This window comes from Pseudomonas sp. LS.1a, assembly GCF_022533585.1.
Lineage (GTDB): Bacteria > Pseudomonadota > Gammaproteobacteria > Pseudomonadales > Pseudomonadaceae > Aquipseudomonas.
Genome location: NZ_CP092827.1, coordinates 2,357,632 through 2,377,349, shown reverse-complemented (window position 1 = coordinate 2,377,349; position 19,718 = coordinate 2,357,632). Strand labels below are relative to the sequence as shown.

18 protein-coding genes are annotated in these 19,718 nt (G+C 65.2%); 6 read left to right on the top strand and 12 right to left on the bottom strand.

Annotation, left to right across the window (positions count from 1 at the left end):
* Nucleotides 1-150: 150 nt before the first annotated feature.
* The 10 genes from MKK04_RS10895 to pedF all read right to left on the bottom strand — a co-directional run bounded on the left by MKK04_RS10895 (nucleotide 151) and on the right by pedF (nucleotide 10,890).
* Complete coding sequence (locus tag MKK04_RS10895; protein WP_241106576.1) at nucleotides 151-1,884, bottom strand: PAS domain-containing hybrid sensor histidine kinase/response regulator; 1,734 nt, start codon at nucleotides 1,882-1,884, stop codon at nucleotides 151-153.
* On the bottom strand, nucleotides 1,868-3,031 hold the full coding sequence (ercA, locus tag MKK04_RS10890; protein ID WP_063913548.1) for an alcohol dehydrogenase-like regulatory protein ErcA: 1,164 nt from the start codon (nucleotides 3,029-3,031) through the stop codon (nucleotides 1,868-1,870). Before ercA ends, MKK04_RS10895 begins: the two co-directional genes overlap by 17 nt.
* 89 nt (nucleotides 3,032-3,120) lie before the next feature.
* Nucleotides 3,121-3,393 carry a pyrroloquinoline quinone biosynthesis peptide chaperone PqqD gene (pqqD, locus tag MKK04_RS10885; protein WP_207830305.1) on the bottom strand — a complete coding sequence of 91 codons (273 nt, stop codon included), beginning with the start codon at nucleotides 3,391-3,393 and terminating at the stop codon, nucleotides 3,121-3,123.
* Nucleotides 3,394-3,445: 52 nt separating this feature from the next.
* Nucleotides 3,446-3,517, bottom strand: a complete 72-nt coding sequence (pqqA, locus tag MKK04_RS10880; protein WP_003253598.1) for a pyrroloquinoline quinone precursor peptide PqqA — start codon at nucleotides 3,515-3,517, stop codon at nucleotides 3,446-3,448.
* Between the two features lie 251 nt (nucleotides 3,518-3,768).
* Nucleotides 3,769-5,289, bottom strand: a complete 1,521-nt coding sequence (gene exaC / locus MKK04_RS10875) for an acetaldehyde dehydrogenase ExaC (protein WP_207830307.1) — start codon at nucleotides 5,287-5,289, stop codon at nucleotides 3,769-3,771.
* Nucleotides 5,290-5,451: 162 nt separating this feature from the next.
* Nucleotides 5,452-7,236 (bottom strand): PQQ-dependent alcohol dehydrogenase PedH, encoded by a 1,785-nt coding sequence (pedH, locus tag MKK04_RS10870; RefSeq protein ID WP_063913551.1) that lies wholly within the window; start codon nucleotides 7,234-7,236, stop codon nucleotides 5,452-5,454.
* Between the two features lie 385 nt (nucleotides 7,237-7,621).
* Nucleotides 7,622-8,545 (bottom strand): quinoprotein relay system zinc metallohydrolase 1, encoded by a 924-nt coding sequence (locus MKK04_RS10865; RefSeq protein ID WP_207830310.1) that lies wholly within the window; start codon nucleotides 8,543-8,545, stop codon nucleotides 7,622-7,624.
* 40 nt (nucleotides 8,546-8,585) lie between these two features.
* Nucleotides 8,586-9,353: a quinoprotein dehydrogenase-associated SoxYZ-like carrier gene (locus tag MKK04_RS10860; protein WP_241106575.1), complete on the bottom strand. Its 768-nt coding sequence runs from the start codon at nucleotides 9,351-9,353 to the stop codon at nucleotides 8,586-8,588.
* Between the two features lie 194 nt (nucleotides 9,354-9,547).
* On the bottom strand, nucleotides 9,548-10,423 hold the full coding sequence (locus tag MKK04_RS10855; RefSeq protein WP_207830316.1) for a substrate-binding periplasmic protein: 876 nt from the start codon (nucleotides 10,421-10,423) through the stop codon (nucleotides 9,548-9,550).
* A gap of 5 nt (nucleotides 10,424-10,428) precedes the next feature.
* Complete coding sequence (gene pedF, locus MKK04_RS10850) at nucleotides 10,429-10,890, bottom strand: cytochrome c-550 PedF (RefSeq protein ID WP_207830319.1); 462 nt, start codon at nucleotides 10,888-10,890, stop codon at nucleotides 10,429-10,431.
* Between the two features lie 254 nt (nucleotides 10,891-11,144).
* Here pedF and exaA point away from each other — a divergent pair, with 254 nt between their 5' ends.
* Together exaA and MKK04_RS26650 are read left to right on the top strand one after the other, a co-directional pair.
* Nucleotides 11,145-13,040 (top strand): quinoprotein ethanol dehydrogenase, encoded by a 1,896-nt coding sequence (gene exaA / locus MKK04_RS10845; RefSeq protein WP_241106574.1) that lies wholly within the window; start codon nucleotides 11,145-11,147, stop codon nucleotides 13,038-13,040.
* A 67-nt stretch (nucleotides 13,041-13,107) separates the two neighbouring features.
* Nucleotides 13,108-13,767, top strand: a complete 660-nt coding sequence (locus tag MKK04_RS26650) for a pentapeptide repeat-containing protein (protein WP_233687499.1) — start codon at nucleotides 13,108-13,110, stop codon at nucleotides 13,765-13,767.
* Nucleotides 13,768-13,909: 142 nt separating this feature from the next.
* On the opposite strand, the gene MKK04_RS10835 is transcribed toward MKK04_RS26650, so the two are convergent.
* Together MKK04_RS10835 and MKK04_RS10830 are read right to left on the bottom strand one after the other, a co-directional pair.
* The gene (locus tag MKK04_RS10835; RefSeq protein WP_241106573.1) at nucleotides 13,910-14,548 is read right to left on the bottom strand and encodes a response regulator; all 639 of its coding nucleotides are present in this window, start codon (nucleotides 14,546-14,548) and stop codon (nucleotides 13,910-13,912) included.
* Nucleotides 14,548-15,822, bottom strand: coding sequence for a HAMP domain-containing sensor histidine kinase (locus MKK04_RS10830; protein WP_207830333.1), 1,275 nt, complete (start codon nucleotides 15,820-15,822; stop codon nucleotides 14,548-14,550). Before MKK04_RS10830 ends, MKK04_RS10835 begins: the two co-directional genes overlap by 1 nt.
* Before the next feature lie 153 nt (nucleotides 15,823-15,975).
* On the opposite strand from MKK04_RS10830, the gene MKK04_RS10825 reads away from it, so the two are divergent.
* The 4 genes from MKK04_RS10825 to MKK04_RS10810 are packed head-to-tail and all read left to right on the top strand — an operon-like array spanning nucleotide 15,976 to nucleotide 19,706.
* On the top strand, nucleotides 15,976-17,160 hold the full coding sequence (locus MKK04_RS10825) for an ABC transporter substrate-binding protein (protein WP_233694247.1): 1,185 nt from the start codon (nucleotides 15,976-15,978) through the stop codon (nucleotides 17,158-17,160).
* A gap of 31 nt (nucleotides 17,161-17,191) precedes the next feature.
* Nucleotides 17,192-18,181 (top strand): YVTN family beta-propeller repeat protein, encoded by a 990-nt coding sequence (locus MKK04_RS10820; protein ID WP_207830339.1) that lies wholly within the window; start codon nucleotides 17,192-17,194, stop codon nucleotides 18,179-18,181.
* A complete protein-coding gene (locus MKK04_RS10815; RefSeq protein ID WP_207830341.1) occupies nucleotides 18,178-18,918 on the top strand; it encodes an ABC transporter ATP-binding protein in 741 nt (246 codons plus the stop codon). The genes MKK04_RS10820 and MKK04_RS10815 overlap by 4 nt, the downstream gene beginning before the upstream one ends.
* Nucleotides 18,915-19,706 carry an ABC transporter permease gene (locus MKK04_RS10810; protein WP_013972167.1) on the top strand — a complete coding sequence of 264 codons (792 nt, stop codon included), beginning with the start codon at nucleotides 18,915-18,917 and terminating at the stop codon, nucleotides 19,704-19,706. Before MKK04_RS10815 ends, MKK04_RS10810 begins: the two co-directional genes overlap by 4 nt.
* The last annotated feature ends 12 nt before the right edge of the window (nucleotides 19,707-19,718 follow it).

Below are 19,718 nucleotides of genomic sequence, written 5' to 3'. Positions count from 1 at the left end.
TGTGGGAGCGGCTTTAGCCGCGATGCATCCAACGCGGTGCATGGCACCGGCTGCGCCGGTGTTCGCGGCTAAAGCCGCTCCCACAGAGTCCCTGCTAATTCAATGAGTCATGTGCAGTTCCATGGGAGCCTGGCTAGCCGGCGACGGGCCTCAGGCCTGGCCCAGCAACTGGCTCAACACCGCACGCAACTTCCCCGGTTTGACCGGTTTGTTCAGCAACGGCGCACCGAGCTTGTTCAAGGCGCGTCGGCACTGATCGCTGCGGTCGGCGGTGATGATCACCGCGGGAATGGCGACGCCGAAATGTTCGCGCAAGTGCTTGACCACCTCGCAGCCGACCACGCCGTGGTCCAGGTGAAAATCCGCCAGGATCAATTCCGGTGCCTGCCCCTGCAAGGCCAGCAAGGCCCCGGCCTGGTCGGTCGCGGTAACCACTTCGCAGCCCCACTGCCCGAGCAGTGCGCCCATGCTCTCGAGGATGCTCACCTCATTGTCCAGTACCAGCAGGCGGCGGCCTGGCAGCGGGTTGCCGGCGCCCGGCTGCGGCGAAGCCTGGTGAACAGGCAGCGGCATCGCTTCGCCGATCGGCACGTCGATGCTGAACATCGAGCCACGCCCCGGCCACGAGCGCACCTCGACCCGATAGCCGAGAATCTTGGCGATCCGTTCCACGATGGCCAGCCCCAGGCCCACGCCCTTGCGATCGGCGGCGCGGCCAACGTCCAGTTGATTGAACTCGAGGAAAATGGCCTGCAGCCGATCTGCCGCAATGCCTCGCCCGGTATCCCACACCTCCAGGCGCAAGTGGCTGCCGCGGCGCCTGGCCCCCAGCAGAATTTTGCCCTCATCGGTATAACGGCAGGCGTTGCTGAGAAAGTTGCGCAGGATACGTGTCATCAGCCGCAGATCGGTGCTGATGGCATAGTCGGCAATGCGCGCGCGCAGCTTCAGGCCGGCCGCATCGGCCACCGAGCGGAACTCCGAGACCAGTGGCCCGAACAATTCGTCGAGGCGGTACAGCGCCACGTCCGGCTTGACTGCCGCCTGGTCGAGCCGGGAAATGTCCAGCAGGTCGGTCAGCAGGTCTTCGGCGCCCTCCAGGGCCTGATGGGTACGCTCCACCAGCACTTTTTCCGCCTCTGGCAGTGGCCTTTCGCGCAAGGTCGAGATCAGCAGCCGCGCGGCATTCAGCGGTTGCAGCAGGTCATGGCTGGCGGCAGCGAGGTACTTGTCCTTGCTGCGGTTGGCGGTTTCCGCGGCGTCGCGGGCATCACGCAGGGCGCGGGCGATCTGTTTGCGCTCGGCGATCTGCTGTTGCAGGTTGCGGTTGGCCTCCAGCAATTCATCGGTGCGGGCGGCCACCCGTTGCTCGAGTTCGTCATTCAGTTGCTGCAGCCGCTGCTGGGCCTGCTTGCGTTCGGTGATGTCGGCGACAAACCCTTCCACCAGCCCTTCCTGACCGGGCTTGAGCAACAGGTTCATCAGCACATCAAGGTGGCTGCCGTCCTTGCGCCGCAAGCGGGTTTCATAGCCATGCAGGCTGCGTTCACGGGCGAGGGTCGCGGTGATGGCGTGCAGCTCTTCAGGCCCGCCGGCAAACAGGTCGGCGGCAAGGTCAGTCAGTGGAAACAGCAACGCTTGCGGGTTGTCGTAACCGAGCATGCGTGCCAACGCCGGGTTGGCGGCGCGCATGCCGTCTTGCAGGCTGGCCTGGAAAATCCCGTGCACGGCATTTTCGAACAGCCATTTGTAGCGGTTGCGTTCGGCCTCCAGCTCGTCCAGGCGCGCCGCCAACTCCGGGTAATGGCTCTTGCGCGCCGAGTGGTCGCCCAGCCCCAGCAGCCCGGCCAGCGCCCGCTGCTGCTCGTCAGAGGGCCTCGCCATAGACGACCTCGACATCACGCTGGCTCGACGCACGCGGGTTGGTGAGGATGCACGGGTCATCCATGGCATGTTGCGACAGGAACGGGATATCGGCCGTGCGCACCCCGTGCAGGCCCAGGGTTTCATGGAAACCAATGGCATGCTTCAGCGCGATCAGGTGCTCCACCAGGCGCCCGCAGATCTGCCGGTGGTTGAGGCCGCGGCAGTCGATGCCCAGCACTTCGGCAATCACCTTGAAACGCTCCGGTGCCGAGCTGTAGTTGAACGCCACCACGTGCTCCACCAGCACCGCGTTGCACAAGCCATGCGGCAGGTCGAGGAACCCGCCCAGGCTGTGCGACATGGCGTGGACCGCCCCCAGGATCGCATTGGAAAAGGCCAGCCCCGCCTGCATGCTGCCCAGCATGATTTTCTCGCGCAGGGCGATATCGGTGGGGTTGGCGATCATTTCTACCAGGTTGCCGTTGATCAGGCGCATGGCTTCCAGCGCATGGGGGTCGGTCAGCGGGCCGTGGCCGGTGGAGACGAAGGCTTCGATGGCATGCACCAGCGCATCGATGCCGGTGCAGGCCGACAGGAACGGGTCCATGCTCAGGGTGGTTTGCGGGTCGATCAGCGACACGTCCGGCACCACCGCCTTGCTGACGATGGAGAACTTCATGCGTTCCTGCTGGTTGGAAATGATCACGAACTGCGACACGTCCGCCGAGGTGCCGGCCGTGGTCGGAATCAGGATCAGCGGCGGGCTGGGCACGCGGATCATGTCCACGCCTTCGAATTCGAGGATGCTGCGCCCGTGGGCGACCACGATACCGATGGCCTTGCCGCAATCCATCGGGCTGCCGCCGCCGACCGCGACAATCACGTCACAGTGGTTTTGCCGGTAGATCTCGGCGCCGAGCATCACCTCTTCGACCCGTGGGTTGGGCGATACAGCGCTGTACAGGCAGTAGTCGATGCCCTGGGCCTGCAGGCTGGCCTCCACGTCCGCCACCCAACCAGCGGCAATCACACCGGGGTCGCTGACCACCAGCACCTTGCGCGCACCGAAGGTCTTGGCGTAATTGGCGACATTATGCCGGCAGCCGGCACCAAAGATGATCTCAGGCGAAACGAACTTGCGAAGCGGGCTGAAACTCTGGCTCATCGGAAAGCCTGTTCTTATTGTTCTGGAAGGTAACCGCCAGCGTAAAGCATCCCGCAGCGAAAGCAACCAGACCAAAGCGTGGCCAGCGCTCATTCGATCCAGTACTTGGCACGGGCCACCTCCAGAAACGCCAGGATGTCCTCGTCGAGCCCCGGCACACCGGGGAAGCGCTGTGCAAGGCGGTCGATGACCGCTGCCACGCTGCGCTGGCCGTCCAGCAACTCGAGCACCCAGCCGGCACTGGCGTTGAGCTCGATGATGCCCTCGGGGTACAGCAGCACATGGCACGCCTGGTGCGGCTCCCAGCGCAGGCAGAAGCCTTTGCGCAAGGCCAGGGCTTGGTTGCGATCGATCAGGTTCACAAGGGGTTTGCGCTATAAAGACCCGGCCATCGCTACGATGGCCGGACAGGCATCAACGATTGGCGAAGTACATCGTCACTTCGAAGCCGATGCGCAGGTCGGTAAAGGCGGGTTTAGTCCACATGGGGCATTCCTCTTCTTGGTGCCGGGCGATTCCGGTAGAGGCATTAATGCACGAGGGGCGACGGGGCCGAATGCTACTTTGGGACAGGTTTGCGGGGTGCGTTGGTAGGGGTAATACGGAGCTGCTGTGGATTTGTGCATGGCAGTGCCGGCCTCTTCGCGGGCTCGCCCGCTCCCACAGGGACTGCACAAGTTTCAAGACCAGTGCAATACCTGTGGGAGCGGGCGAGCCCGCGAAGGCCGCGACGCGGTTTAGAAGAAGCCCAGCGGGTTGATGTCGTAGCTCACCAGCAGGTTCTTGGTCTGCTGGTAGTGATCGAGCATCATCTTGTGCGTCTCGCGGCCCACCCCGGACTTCTTGTAGCCACCGAACGCCGCATGCGCCGGGTACAGGTGGTAGCAGTTGGTCCACACACGCCCGGCCTTGATCCCACGGCCCATGCGATAGGCACGGTTGATGTCACGGGTCCACAACCCGGCACCCAGGCCAAACTCGCTGTCGTTGGCAATCGCCAGCGCTTCGGCTTCGTCCTTGAAGGTAGTCACGCCAACCACCGGGCCGAAGATTTCCTCCTGGAACACACGCATCTTGTTGTTGCCCTTGAGCAGGGTCGGCTGGATGTAGTAACCGCTGGCCAGGTCGCCGTCGAGCCGCTCGGCACCGCCACCGGTGAGCAGCTGCGCGCCCTCCTCCCGGGCAATCTGCAAGTAGGAAAGGATCTTGTCGTATTGCTGCTCCGAGGCCTGGGCACCGACCATGGTCGCGGTGTCCAGCGGGTTGCCACGGGTAATCCTGGCGATCTTCTTCATCACCTCGGCCATGAACGGCTCGTAGATCGACTCCTGGATCAGCGCCCGCGACGGGCAGGTGCACACTTCGCCCTGGTTGAAGAATGCCAGCACCAACCCTTCGGCTGCCTTTTCGATGAACTCAGGCTCGGCCTGCATGATGTCTTCGAAGAAGATGTTCGGCGACTTGCCGCCCAGTTCGACGGTGGACGGGATGATGTTCTCGGCCGCGCACTTCATGATATGCGAGCCCACCGGGGTGGAGCCGGTGAAAGCGATCTTGGCGATGCGCTTGCTGGTGGCCAGGGCCTCGCCGGCTTCGCGGCCAAAGCCCTGGACGATGTTCAGCACGCCTGCCGGTAGCAGGTCGGCGATCAGCTCGGCGAAAATGGTGATCGACAGTGGCGTCTGTTCCGCCGGCTTGAGCACCACGCAGTTGCCTGCGGCCAGGGCCGGGGCGAGTTTCCAGGCGGCCATCAGCAGCGGGAAGTTCCACGGGATGATCTGCCCGACCACGCCCAGCGGTTCGTGCATGTGGTAGGCAACGGTGCCTTCGTTGATCTCGGCGGCGCCGCCTTCCTGGGCGCGGATGCAGCCGGCGAAGTAGCGGAAGTGGTCCGCCGCCAGCGGCACGTCGGCATTGAGGGTTTCGCGCACGGCCTTGCCGTTGTCCCAGCTTTCGGTAACGGCCAGTACTTCCAGGTTCTGTTCGATACGGTCGGCGATCTTCAGCAGCACCAGGGCACGGTCCTGCACCGAGGTCTTGCCCCAGGCCTCGGCAGCGGCATGGGCGGCGTCCAGGGCCTGCTCGATGTCCTGGGCGCCAGAGCGCGGGAACTCGGCAATCGGCTGGCCGTTGACCGGCGAGCTGTTGGTGAAGTACTGGCCGCCCAGCGGCTGCACGAACTCACCGTTGATGAAATTGCCGTAGCGTGGCTTGAAGGACACGATGGCGCCTGGGGTTCCGGGTTGTGCGTAGATCATGCTGAGCCTCTGTGGGTCGATGCCTGTCCAGCGACAGGCGATGAGCCGATGGTAAAAAGCCCCGCCTGCCGGGCGAATGCATCGTTGGCAGCGGGGCTCTCGTCATTTGGTAGTAGGGCCGCTTGCCGCAGGGTCCCTGGCAGCAAGCGGCAGGCTGTCGGCTTAGCGACTGGCGCTTGCCGTTTGCAGTTGCTTGGGCAGCTTGAAGGTCCAGAGCATGCCGCCCTGGTTGAAATCCTTGACCCGCTTGGCCACTTCGCCGCCCCACAGCGGCACCGCACCGCCCCAGCCGGAAACCACCGAAACGTACTGTTCGCCGTCCATTTCCCAGGTGACTGGCGAGCCGAGCACGCCGGAGCCGGTCTGGAACTCCCAGACCTTGTCGCCGGTCTTGGCGTTGAACGCCTGCAGGAAGCCTTCCGGCGTACCGGTGAACACCAGGTTGCCCTTGGTGGTCAGCACTCCGCCCCACAGCGGCGCATAGTTCTTGTGGCGCCACACTTCCTTGCCGCTGACCGGGTCGATGGCGCGCAGCACGCCGATGTAGTCTTCGTTGAGCGGCTTGATGGTGAAGCCGGCGCCGAGGAACGCCGCGCCCTTCTTGTAGGCGATGCCTTCGTTCCAGATGTCCATGCCCCACTCGTTGGAAGGCACGTAGAACAGCCCGGTGTCCTTGTTGTAGGCCATCGGCATCCAGTTCTTGGCACCGAGGAACGCCGGGGCGACGAACACCGAACTGCCCTTGGCCTCGCTACCCGGCGCCCCCGGCCGGCTGGCTTCGTTGTAGATCGGCCGGCCATCCTTGTCCAGGCCGGTGGCCCAGGTGATCTTGTCGACGAAGGGGAAGCCGCGGATGAACTTGCCGTTGGTGCGGTCCAGCACGTAGAAGAAGCCGTTGCGGTCGGCAGTGGCGGCGGCCTTGACCTCTTTGCCGCCGTCCTTGTAGTTGAACGAAATCAGCTCGTTGACGCCGTCGAAGTCCCAGCCGTCATGCGGCGTGCTCTGGAAGTGCCACTTGATGGTGCCATCGTCCGGGTTCAGGGCCAGGCGCGACGAGGAATACAGGTTGTCGCCCGGGCGCAGGTGCGAGTTCCACGGTGCCGGGTTGCCGGTGCCGAACAGGATCAGGTTGGTTTCCGGGTCGTAGTAACCGCCAAGCCATGGCGCCGCACCGCCGGTCTTCCACAGGTCGCCGGGCCAGGTCTTGCCCGCCTCGCCGCCGGAAATGCCATTCTCGATCGCCTTGCCGTCCTTGTACACGTAACCCATGTGCCCTTCCACGGTCGGGCGCATCCACAGCAGTTCGCCGTTTTCCGGGTTGTAGGCCTGGATCTTGCCCACCACGCCAAACTCGCCACCGGCGACGCCAGTGATCAGCTTGCCGTTGACGATCATCGGCGCAGCACTGATGGAGTAACCTTCCTTGTGGTCGGCCACCTTCTTGCTCCATACCACCTTGCCGGTGTCCTTGTTCAGCGCCACCAGCTTGGCGTCAAGGGTGCCGAAGAACACCAGGTCGCCGTACAGTGCCACGCCGCGGTTGATCACGTCACAGCACGGGCGAATGTCATCGGGCAGGCGCGCATCGTATTGCCACAGCTTCTTGCCGGTACGGGCGTCCACGGCGAACACCCGCGAGTAGGAGCCGGTCAGGTACATCACCCCATCCTTGACCAGCGGCTGGGCCTGCTGGCCGCGCTGCTTCTCGCCACCAAAGGAAAACGCCCAGACCGGTCGCAGGTCCTTGACGTTGTCGGTATTGAGCAGGTTCAGCGGGCTGTAGCGTTGGCCCTGCACGCCCAGGCCATTGGTCACGATCTGCTGCGGGTTCTTCGGGTCCTGGAGAATTTCTTCATTGCTGACAGCGGCGTGGGCCGCGCCGGCAAGCAGCATGGCGCTGAGCACCAGGCTCAAGGCGAACACGGGACGACGTGGGGATCGGGTCATGACGGCTACCTTTGGTTTTTTTGTTGTATCCGGGAAAACTTCCCGGTGTGTCGGGAATTCTTGGTCCCGACCTGCTTGCCAACAATTGCCCGCAGTGCGGAGTTTTCTAGTTCCTTGGTATGGGGCTTGGGATTTGGGTTGGTGCGCATATCGAGCGCCGCCCGCGCGGCGCATCGCGAGCAAGCTCGCTCCTACATTTGTTTCGGGCCAATTGATCCTGAGGCAGAGGCGCGCGGTCTCTTGGCGTTCACCTCGATATCGAGAGGGACAAGCAAGGCGGTCGCGCGCGTCGGCGCAGGCGTTACTGGCCCGAAACAGATGTAGGAGCGAGCTTGCTCGCGATGCGCCACGCGGGCGGCGCTCGATCTCGAAGGCGCAGAAAATCTCACGGCAAGCGCCGCAGCTGCTGGCGTTCGTAACGGGGATACAGGTGGCTGACACTGCGAATCAGCTCGTAACGGGTCAGGCTGATACCGGCAAACCGTTCGGGTATCGGGCTGCGGATCATCTCGGCCATGTCGTCGCCACGCGCCGCGCCGTCACGCATCAGCCCATCCAGCCAGCCCAGGTAGTCACGCATCTGGGCAAACGGCCGGGCATCGCTGGCCAGCGGGCCATGCCCGGGTACCAGCTGCTTCCAGGGCAGCGCTTGCAAGGTGTCCAGGTCCTTCAGCCACACCTCCAGCCCCGGGCTGTTGGGCGTGGTCAGCGCGCGCTCGTAAAACACCAGGTCACCGGCGAACAGCACGCCGGTGTTTTCATCCAGAATCGCCAGGTCGGCACCGGTGTGCCCGCCCAGCGCCAGCAGCCGCAGGCGGTGCCCGCCCACCTCATGAATACCCGGCTCCAGCACCCGGGTCGGCAGCACCACCTCGGTCCCGCGCATCCAGTCGCCGACCAGGCGGTACATGTTCTCGGCCATGGCCTCGCCCTGCTGGCGCAACAGCTCGCGGGTACCGGCCAGGGCGCCGATGGGTACATCGGCAAAGGCCTGGTTGCCCAGCACATGGTCAGGGTGATGATGGGTCAGCAGCACTTCGACAACCGGCTTGTCGGTGGTGGCGGCAATGGCCTGGCGCATGGCTTCGCCGTAGCGTTTCGACGGCCCACTGTCGATCACCACCACCCCGCTGTCGGTGACGATGAACGCGGTGTTGACGATATTGCCGCCGTTATCCTTGGCAAAATTGTCGGTGCTGCCCTCCAGCAGCCAGGTGCCCTCGGCGATCTGCCGGGGCTTGAGCCGATAGTCCAGGTCTGCCCAGGCCGGCAGGCCCAGGCACAGCAGCAATAGCAGAATGCAACGCATGACGGGCGCCTCGGGTCAGGAATGAAGTGGGGCAACGCGCTCAGGGCACCGCCGCCTCGAACTGGTTGCCGCTGTTGTCCTGCAACACCAACCGGGTCGGCCCGGGGCCCTGGATGTCGAAGCCCAGGTTGGGGTTTTCGCTGACCGCCGGGTACAGTTCCAGGCTGGCCAGGCGCTGGCCGTCAGCGTCCTGCAGCTCGGCATGGTTGAGGAAGAATTCGGGGATACCACTGACCAGGCCGTTATCCATCGGATGGGCCACCTGCAGGCGCAGGCGGCTGCTGTCGCCGCGCGGGTAGCGCCCGCCCAGGACTTCGCCAAGGTGCTCCTCCCAGCCGGGCTGAGTGCGTACCACGCTGGGCGCGGTACAACCGCCACCGGCGGCATCGATCAGGGTCGAGCCGACATGCCACAGGCCGTCGCGCGTCAGCACCGCAGCACGCAGTGGCGTGGCCTGTTCGACGCGGATGCGGATCGACAACCAGGGCAGCACCCGCTCGCCGGGCTGGAAGTCGACAATGCGCGGCAGCGGGTTGAGTTCGGCCCAGACGAGCATCCGCACCACCTCGCCACTGAACGCCCTAGCGTCGATCTCCAGCGGCACCTGGCGTGCGTCTTCGGCAAAGGGTGGCGCCAGCAGCTTGACCCGGTCATCGAAGACGAACGCGGCCTGGCCCAGCAGCTGCTTGTGGTAGAAGTCCCACATTACCGACGGTACCGGGTCCTTGTGGTTACTCGGCTCGCTGGCCAGGGCCTGTGCGGCCCAGGGCACCCAGCAGGCCAGCAGGAAAGTCGCTCGCCAGTTCATCGCCCACTCCCATTAATCAACACGGATCTCACTGACTTTGCGCGGTCCCTGTGGGAGCGGGTTCACCCGCGAAGAATGCGACGCGGTATATGGCACCGGCTTCGCCGGTGTTCGCGGCGGTTCGACGCCTCGGTGAACCCGCTCACACAGGGAGGATGTGTTGCCTTTAGAAACCCGCAAGCCTGCGCAGCTTGTTACTGGTACATCTCCGGCACCTGGTAACGCAGGCCGTAACTGGCATAAATCGCCTTCATCCGCCCATCACGAATCAGCGCCTCAAGCGCCTCCTCCACCGCATAGGCCAGCTGCCGGTTGCTTTCATGCACCGCCATGCCGATCTCCCAGGCCTGCTTGCCAAGGTTCGGGTAGGCGTTTTCCGCCAGTGCCAGTTGCGGGTCGGCGGCCTGGTGCAATTGCCAGTCAACCTCGCCGCGCATCGCCATCACCGCGTCTACCTGGCCGGCCTGCATGGCACCGAAGGCCTGCTGCACATTGGGGTAATGATGGGTTTTGGCACTCAGCATGCCGTTGAACACAGAAGTCAGGTAGAACGACGGCACGCTGTCCACCTCGACCCCGATCGGGTGCTGCCGGAACACCGCGACACTGGCCACCGAGGGCAGGCGGCGGCGATCGTAGGCGACCTGCCAGCGCTCCTCCTGATAGGGGCCGAACATCACCACCTGGGCGTTTTCCAACTCGCCCACCTCATTGCGCCTTTGCGCGTAGGCGTGGTCGTATGGCACGCGCATCATCAGGTCGGCCAGTTGCTGGTGACGCAGCGGGCTGCCGCGCCAGATATAGTCGCGCAGATCGTCGTCGAGCTTTTCCCCCGGTGGCGCCCAGACCAGCTGCAAACGCACCCCCAACGCCGTGGCCAGGGCCTGCGCCAGTTCCACGTCGACACCGCGTGGCTGGCCGTGGTCCTCGAAGCTGTAGGGCGCGAAGTCCTTGTACACCGCCACCTTCAGTTCACCGGCGGCGATGATCGCGTCATAGCTGCGCACCTGTGCCTGCGCCGCCGCGCAACACAGCAGCAGGGTACTGAACAGCACCGCCAACAGGCGCATGGCCGTCACTCCTCGACGTGCACGCTGTCCAGGTAGGTGCGCACCGCCCACAGGGCTTCCTGGCTCAAGTAGTCGGCCATCTTCGGCATGTACACCCGGCCGTCGCGGACGGCGCCGTGGCGTACCCGCTCGACGAACCATTCATCCCCGGCCTCGCCGGCATCGAGCATGCGCAAATCCGGGGCGATACCGCCAGACTTGGCCTCCAGGCCATGGCAGGCGGCGCAGTTCTGGTTGTAGGCCGAGGCGCCGATTTCCACCGCCTTGTCGTGCTCGGGAGAGCTGCGGTACGGGTTGACCGCCGCCCAGCCATCGCCATCCAGGGCTACGCCGGCGTCCTTGATCGGGGTCAGGCCCTGGGTTTCCACGGCCTGGGGCACCACATTGCCATGTGCCCAGGCCGTGCCGGTCAGCACTGCACTGGCAAGCAGCCCGGCAGCCAGCAAGACGTTGCGTTTTGTTGTCATTCTTATGCCCTCACGATTGCACGCAAGGCCTCAACCACAGAGGCCGTGCCGCCATCTTAGAAACAGCCCGCAGGCGGCCGAATGCTGCTTTGGTGGCCGGGCCTTAATCCCTTGGTAGTAGGGCTTGTGGCGAAGGGCCAAATGAGGTGCGCCGCGGGAACTATTCCCGGCAAGGGCGGGACTTTTTCCGTATCCCGCAACGTCCGCCCCGCCCCACCCTGTGCAGGCCAAAACTTCCACTGGGAACTGCAACCATGACAACAAGAACGCTACCCGCCCTTTCCCCTCTGGCCCTGAGCGTGCGGGCCTTGCTGCTGGTCGGTAGCCTGGCCCTGAGCAACGCGGCCACGGCGGCCACCGCCCCAGCAGCACCTGCCAGCAAGAACGTGACCTGGGAAGACATCGCCAACGACCACCTGACCACCCAGGACGTGCTGCAGTACGGCATGGGCACCAACGCCCAGCGCTGGAGCCCGCTGGCCCAGGTCAATGACCAGAACGTGTTCAAGCTGACCCCGGCCTGGTCCTATTCCTTCGGCGACGAGAAGCAGCGCGGCCAGGAATCCCAGGCCATCGTCAGCGACGGCGTGGTCTACGTCACCGGCTCCTACTCGCGGGTGTTCGCCCTCGATGCCAGGACCGGCAAGAAGCTGTGGCAATACGATGCGCGCCTGCCCGATGACATTCGCCCCTGCTGCGACGTGGTCAACCGCGGCGCGGCGATCTACGGCGACAAGATCTACTTCGGCACCCTGGACGCGCGGGTCATCGCCCTCGACAAGCGCACCGGCAAGGTGGTGTGGAACAAGAAGTTCGGCGACCACAGTGCCGGCTACACCATGACCGGCGCCCCGGTGCTGATCAAGGACAAGACCAGCGGCAAGGTGCTGCTGATCCACGGCAGCTCCGGCGATGAATTCGGCGTGGTCGGCCAACTGTTCGCCCGCGACCCGGAAACCGGCGAAGAAGTGTGGATGCGGCCCTTCGTCGAAGGCCACATGGGCCGCCTGAACGGCAAGGACAGCACCCCGACCGGTGACGTCAAAGCACCGTCCTGGCCGGACGACCCCACCACCGAAACCGGTAAGGTCGAAGCCTGGAGCCATGGCGGTGGCGCCCCTTGGCAAAGCGCCAGTTTCGACCCCGAGACCAATACCATCATTGTCGGCGCGGGCAACCCCGGCCCCTGGAACACCTGGGCGCGCACCTCGAAGGATGGCAACCCGCAGGACTTCGACAGCCTGTATACCTCAGGGCAGGTCGGCGTCGACCCGAGCACCGGCGAGGTGAAGTGGTTCTACCAGCACACGCCCAATGATGCCTGGGATTTCTCCGGCAACAACGAGCTGGTGCTGTTCGACTACAAGGACAAGGATGGCAAGCAGGTCAAGGCCACCGCCCACGCCGACCGCAACGGTTTCTTCTATGTGGTGGACCGTAGCAACGGCAAACTGCAGAACGCCTTCCCCTTCGTAGACAACATCACCTGGGCCAGCCACATCGACCTCAAGACCGGGCGCCCGGTGGAGAACCCCGAGCAGCGCCCGGCCAAACCGCTGCCGGGCGAAACCAAGGGCAAGCCGGTGGAGGTCTCGCCACCGTTCCTTGGCGGCAAGAACTGGAACCCCATGGCCTACAGCCAGGACACCGGCCTGTTCTACATCCCCGGCAACCAGTGGAAGGAGGAGTACTGGACCGAGGAAGTGAACTACAAGAAGGGTTCGGCCTACCTGGGCATGGGCTTCCGCATCAAGCGCATGTATGACGATCACGTCGGCACCCTCCGCGCCATGGACCCGACCACCGGCAAGCTGGTGTGGGAGCACAAGGAGCACCTGCCGCTGTGGGCCGGCGTGCTGGCGACCAAGGGCAACCTGGTGTTCACCGGCACCGGCGACGGTTTCTTCAAGGCCTTCGACGCCAAAACGGGCAAGGAGCTGTGGAAGTTCCAGACCGGCAGCGGCATCGTCTCGCCGCCGATCACCTGGGAGCAGGACGGCGAGCAGTACATCGGCGTGACCGTGGGCTACGGCGGTGCGGTGCCGCTGTGGGGCGGCGACATGGCCGAGCTGACCAAGCCGGTAGCCCAGGGCGGTTCGTTCTGGGTGTTCAAGATCCCCAGCTGGGACAACAAGACTGCACAGCGTTGATCTGCAGCGGGGAGCGGGCCTGCGCCCCTCCCCGCTTCTGCCTTTCTCCTGCCAGGAGCCTTTCACCATGAACTACCTGCCACTTGCCTTGCTGATCGTGCTATCCCCTGCCATGGCCGACAATGCCGACGACGCTGGCACCGATACCCCCCTGACCATCAATGGTTGCGTGATTGCCGAAGCCAGCCAGTGCCCGGGGGCCGACCTGCGTGGCGCCAACCTGGCCAACCAGGACCTGCGCAAGATGAACCTGGCCGGCGCCGACCTGCGCGATGCCGACCTGCGCCATGCCCGGCTGGACCTGGCCAACCTGGAAAAGGCACGCCTGCAGGGCGCCAATCTGACCCGCGCCAGCCTGCAGCAGAGCAACCTGCGCCTGGCCGACCTGAGCCATGGCCGGCTGGTGGCGATTCAGGGCTGGGGCCTGTTTGCCCAAGGTGCGCAATTTGCCAAGGCCGACCTCAGCGCGGCCTACCTGCAGTTCGCCAGGTTGTCAGGGGCGAAGATGCACCAGGCCAACCTGCGGGCGGCGGACCTGGAAATGGCCTGGCTGAGCAAGGCTGACCTGCAAGGGGCCGACCTTGGCGATGCCAACCTGCAGGAGGCCAAGTTCGGCCAGAGCAACCTGGCCCGCGCCGATCTGCGCGGGGCGCGGCAGCATTACGGGAATTTTCAGGAGGCCAACATGGAAGGATGCAAGGGGTGCCCTGAGACCTGGGACAATTGAGCGCTGCCATTTTTGCAACCGCTCGGTTACCTGTGGGAGCGGGCTCGCCCGCGAAGCAGCCTACGCGGTGTCTGGCACCGGCTTCGCCGGTGTTCGCGGGCATGCCCGCTGCCACAGGGTCCGGACCCGACCCATAAAGACCTCACCCCGCCACCCGCACCACCCCCAGATCAATCCCCAGGTGCACCAGCTCGGCATGGGAGCTGACCTGCAACTTGCTCTTGAGCACGGTCAGGTGGTTGGACACGGTCTTGGCGCTGATGCACAGCTGCTCGGCAATCCCCCGCACCGGTGTACCCTTGGCCAGCATCACGAAAATCTCCAGCTCACGCTGGGTCATGCGCTGCAGGCGCGGGTCACTGGCGCTCTGCTGTGAGGTACAGGCCAGCTGGGTGGCCAAAGGCTGTTCGATATAGGCATGCCCGGCCAACACTCGCTGCACCGCCTCGATCAGCACTTCGGGTGCCGAGTTCTTGGTCAGGTAACCCGAGGCCCCCGCGTCCAGTGCCTGGCGCACCAGCGGCAGCTCGTCATGCATGCTGAAGAACAGCACTCGCAGCTGCGGCAGGCGCTGACGCAGGCGCCGGGTGGTTTCCAGGCCGCTGATGCCTGGCAGGCCAAAGTCCATTATCACCAGGTTGGGCACTTGCTCCTGAACCCGGGCCAGCGCCTCTTCGCCACTGGCAGCCTCACGCACCTGTATTGTCGGCAGCACCGCCCGCAGCAGGCTGGCATAGCCCTGGCGGACCACGGCGTGGTCATCGACCAATACGATATTCATCACACCTCCATAGGAATGTTCAGGGCCAGCGCCCAGCCGGCACCCGGGCGGCTGAGGATGCGCAGTTCACCGCCCAGGCTGCGGGCGCGCTCGGCCATCGAGTGCAGGCCTACCCCGGGGCGCTGGGGCTGGCTCGCGCCACAACCGTTGTCGCGAACCAGCAGGCGCAAGCCCTTGGCGCTGCGTTGCAGGCGCACCCGCACCTGGCTGGCGCCGGCGTGCCGGGCAACGTTGGTCAACGCCTCCTGCAGCAAGCGATACAAATGCGTGCGGCTCGCCCCGGGCAGCACCGGCAGCTGCTCGCCGACCCGCAGGCGGCATTCGATACCCTGGCTGGCCTGCCATTGGCTCACCAGCAGGCCAAAGGCTTCGGCCAGCGGCATGTGTTGCAACGCCAGCGGATACAGGTCGTGTACCAAGGCGCGAAAACCCTGCTGCAGGCGTTCGCAATCGAGCTCCAGGGCACGTGTCGTCTGCGCCACCATGGTGGGCTGGTCGGCCACCATGCGCAGCAGGCAGAGTTGGGCGCGAATACCCGCCAGGTATTGCCCAAGGTCGTCGTGCAGGGTCTGCGCCAGCTGAGTGCGCTCCTGCTCCTGCACCGCCAGCAGGGCCTGGGTCAGTTGGGTATTGTCGGCCCGGGCCTGCTCCAGAGACGCGGTCATGCGGTTGAAGTGCTCCGCCAGCTGGCGCGCCTCCGGCAGGCCGGCCTCGCGCAGGCGAGTGGTCAATTGGCCGCCCGAGACCTGGCGCAAGGCCTGCAGCAGATCGTCCAGCAAGCCCATGCCCCGCCGCACCGCCCAGCGGATGGTCAACAAGCTCAGCAACAACGCCAGGCCGCACAGGACCAACAGCTGCTGCAGGGAGTCGCGGACCTCGTCGATTTCATCCCGGGCATCCACGGCGATCACTACCCGGCGGCCGTCACCCAGTTCCAGCAGCCGGCTGCTGCCGTGGCGCTGGCCAAGCAATTGGCGGCCCAGCCAGGCATCCAGGCCGGCCTCTTGCGGCAGCCGCGCTGCCTCATCCGCCGCCAGCCAGTGCACCCGCACATGGCGCAGGCTTTGCGTCAGCCGTGGTTGCAGGCGCTGCGGGTCGCGCTCGGCGGTGTCGCCGAGGTACGCCACTACGGCCTCGGCCGACTGCAACTCCCGCTCCACATCAGCCACCGCCTGATGCAACAGCACCCCGGCACAAGCCAGCGTCACCAGCGCGAAGCAACACGTGACCCAGAGGTTGATCCGCCACAGGGCCGACAGGTTGACAAGGCGCATGGGCGGTTCTCCTCCGAGGGTGCTGCGGCCCATCGTAAAACCCGGGCCCGCGTGGCGAATTACTACCTTGGTACCGGCCGTGCGCTACTTTCTGCATATTTCCCCCTCCCGGCGGGCTTCCTATGCTGGCGCCATCTGCCGTGGAGTTGCTTTATGCGCCAGCCTGCCCACCTTGCCCTGACCTGCCTGCTGGCCCTGGCCGCGACGCTGCCGGCGCCCCCCGCACAGGCCAAGGTCGCTGAACCGCTGCAGGTGCGTATCGGCTACCTGGGCTATCGCCCCGATCCCGGCCCGCTGCTGTCCAACATCATCCCCGAGCCCGCCGATGCCGGGCTGCAGGGCGCCGAACTGGCCATTGTCGACAGCAACAGCAGCGGGCGCTTTCTCAAACAGGAATTCCAACTGGCCAAGGCCAGCGTCGACAGCCCCGAAGCCCTGCTGCAAGCCGCCAAGGCCCAGCATGACCAGGGCCTGCGACTGTTCGTGGTAAATGCCCCCGCCGCCAGCCTGCGCGAGCTGTCGGCCGCCCTGCCCGACAGCCTGCTGTTCAACGCCGGCACCCCGGACGACAGCCTGCGCAGCAGCCAGTGCCTGGGCAATGTGCTGCACAGCCTGCCCGGCCGCGCCATGCTGGCCGATGCCCTGGCGCAGTTCCTGGTGCTGCGCAAGTGGCAGCGGGCGCTGTTGATCGTCGGCCAGACCGACGACGACCGGGCTTACGCGGCGGCCCTGCGCCGCTCCATGAAACGCTTTGGCATGCAGCTGGTCGCGGAGAAAGCCTGGACATTCGACAACGACCAGCGTCGCAGCGCCCAGGCCGACATGCCGCTGTTCACGCAAACCGCCGAGTACGACGTGGTGCTGGTGGCCGACGAACGCGGCGACTTCGGCGAGTACCTGCCCTACCAGACCTGGTACCCGCGCCCGGTGGCCGGCACTCAGGGCCTGACCCCCACCGGCTGGCACAAGACCGTGGAAACCTTCGGCGCGGCGCAGTTGCAAAAGCGCTTCGAAGCCCAGGCCGGGCGCTGGATGAACGACCGCGACTTCGCCGCCTGGATGGCCGTGCGCAGCGTCGCCAGCGCAGTGAACAAACTGCGCCAGGCCGAGCCCCGTGCCCTGCAGCAACTGTTGCTCAGCGAGCAGTTGCCGCTGGACGGTTTCAAGGGCCGCAAGCTCAGCTACCGCCCGTGGAACGGCGAGCTGCGCCAACCGATCCCGCTGGTACAACCGCGGGCCCTGGTCAGCACCTCGCCGCAGGAGGGCTTCCTGCACCCGTTCAACGAAATGGACAGCCTGGGCTACGACAAGCCCGAAGTGACCTGCGGCTACCCCTGACCCGATAACCACAACAAAAAAGGATTTCGCCATGCGCCGCTCCCCGTTTCACCGGGCACTGCTTTACCCAAGCCTGCTGTCGGGCGCCCTGGCCCTTGCCGGCGGGCACGCCGTGGCCGCCACTGCCTGGGTGTCGAACGAGAAGGACAACAGCCTCAGCCTGATCGACATGCACACCCTGCAAGTCACCGAGACCCTGCCGGTGGGCCAGCGCCCGCGCGGCCTGCTGCTGTCCCACGACAACACGCTGCTGTACATCTGCGCCAGCGATTCGGACCGGGTGCAGGTGATGGACGTGGCCACCCGCAAGATCATCAAGGAACTGCCCTCCGGCAAGGACCCCGAGCAGTTCGCCCTGCACCCCAACGACCGCTGGCTGTACGTGTCCAACGAGGACGACGCGCTGGTGACGGTGATCGATACCCAGACCGACAAGGTGCTCGGGCAGATCGACGTCGGCATCGAGCCCGAAGGCATGGCGGTGAGCCCGGATGGCAAGTGGGCGGTCAACACCAGCGAGACCACCAACATGCTGCACTGGATCGATACCAGCACCCAGACCCTGGCGGAAAGCACCCCGGTGGACCAGCGGCCGCGCTTCGTCGAGTTCAGCCAGGACGGCTCGCGACTGTGGGCCTCGGCGGAAATCGGCGGCACGGTGACCATCCTCGATGTGGCCAGCCGCCAGGTGCTGAAAACCCTCAACTTCCAGATCAAGGGCGTGCACCCGGACAAGGTCCAGCCGGTGGGCATCAAGCTCAGCGCCGATGGCAAGTACGCATTCGTCGCCCTGGGCCCGGCCAACCATGTAGCAGTGGTCGACGCCAACACCTACGAAGTACTCGACTACCTGCTGGTGGGCCGGCGGGTCTGGCAGCTGGCGTTCACCCCGGACCAGAGCCAGTTGCTGGCCACCAACGGGGTCAGCGGCGACGTTTCGGTGATCGATGCAAAAAACCTCAAGGTGCTCAAGTCGGTGAAGGTCGGCCGCTACCCCTGGGGCGTGGTGGTGACGCCATGAATACCCTCGAAGTCAGTGACGTGAGCTTTGCCTACGGCCAGCGCGAGGCGCTCAGGCAGGTCGGCTTCAGCCTGGCGCCCGGGCGCTTCGCCGCCTTGCTGGGGCCCAACGGTGCCGGCAAGTCGACCTTGATCGCCCTGCTCACCCGGCTGTACGACCTGCAGCATGGCGACATCCGCGTGTGCGGCTGCTCGCTGCGCAACGCGGCGCGCCCGGCCTTGCGCCAGCTGGGCGTGGTGTTCCAGCAAAGCACCCTGGACCTGGACCTGAGCGTGGAGCAGAACCTGCGCTACCACGCTTCGCTACATGGCCTGTCGCGGCGCCAGGGCACTATTCGGGTCGATGCCGAACTGGCCCGCCAGGGCCTCGATGAGCGGCGGCGTGAGCCGGTTCGGGCGCTGAACATCGGCCATCGGCGCCGGGTGGAGATTGCCCGCGCACTGCTGCATGAACCGCGCTTGCTGTTGCTCGACGAGGCCAGCGTCGGCCTTGACCCGGCCAGCCGCCTGGCGCTCAACCAGCACCTGCGGCTGCTGTGCCGCGAGCAGCGCCTCAGTGTGCTGTGGACCACCCATTTGCTGGACGAAGTGCAGCCCAGCGACGACCTGCTGATTCTGCATCAGGGGCGCCTGGTGGCCAGCGGCACGGCCGATGCCCTGAGCCTGGAGCACGGCGGTGACCTCGACCATGCCTTTGCCCGCCTGACCAGCGCCCCCACAGGAGTCAATGCCCGATGAACGCTTACTGGCAGTGCTTCAACGGCATTCTCCTGCGCGAATGCCTGCGTTTCGTCTTGCAGCGCACACGCTTCCTCAGCGCCCTGGTGCGCCCGTTGCTGTGGTTGCTGGTGTTCGCCGCCGGCTTTCGCGCGGCCCTGGGCATTGCGATCATCGAGCCCTACGACACCTACATTCCCTACGAGGTGTACATCATCCCGGGCCTTGCCTGCATGATCCTGCTGTTCAACGGCATGCAGGGCTCGTTGTCGATGGTCTATGACCGGGAGATGGGCAGCATGCGCGTGCTGCTGACCAGCCCATTGCCGCGGCCATTCCTGCTCGGCAGCAAGCTGCTGGCGACCTCGTTGATTTCCCTGCTGCAGGTATACGCCTTCCTCGCCATCGCCTGGTTGTATGGCGTGCAACCACCGGCTGCGGGTCTGTTGCTGGCGCTGCCGGCGTTGTTGCTGGTGGCGCTGATGCTCAGCGCCCTGGGGCTGTTGCTGTCGAATGCGATTCGCCAGCTGGAGAACTTTGCCGGGGTGATGAACTTCGTGATATTCCCGCTGTTCTTCCTGTCCTCGGCGCTGTACCCGTTGTGGAAGATGCGCGAGGCAAGCCAGTGGCTGTATTGGCTGTGCGCCGTGAACCCGTTCACCCATGCCGTGGAACTGGTGCGCTTTGCCTTGTATGAACGCTTCAACCCGCTGGCGCTGGCGGTATGCCTGGGGCTGACCGTGTTGTTCACCCTGCTGGCGATCCTCACCTTCAACCCCCAGCATGCGGCGCTGCGCAAGCCGCGCTGAGCGGCAGCGATC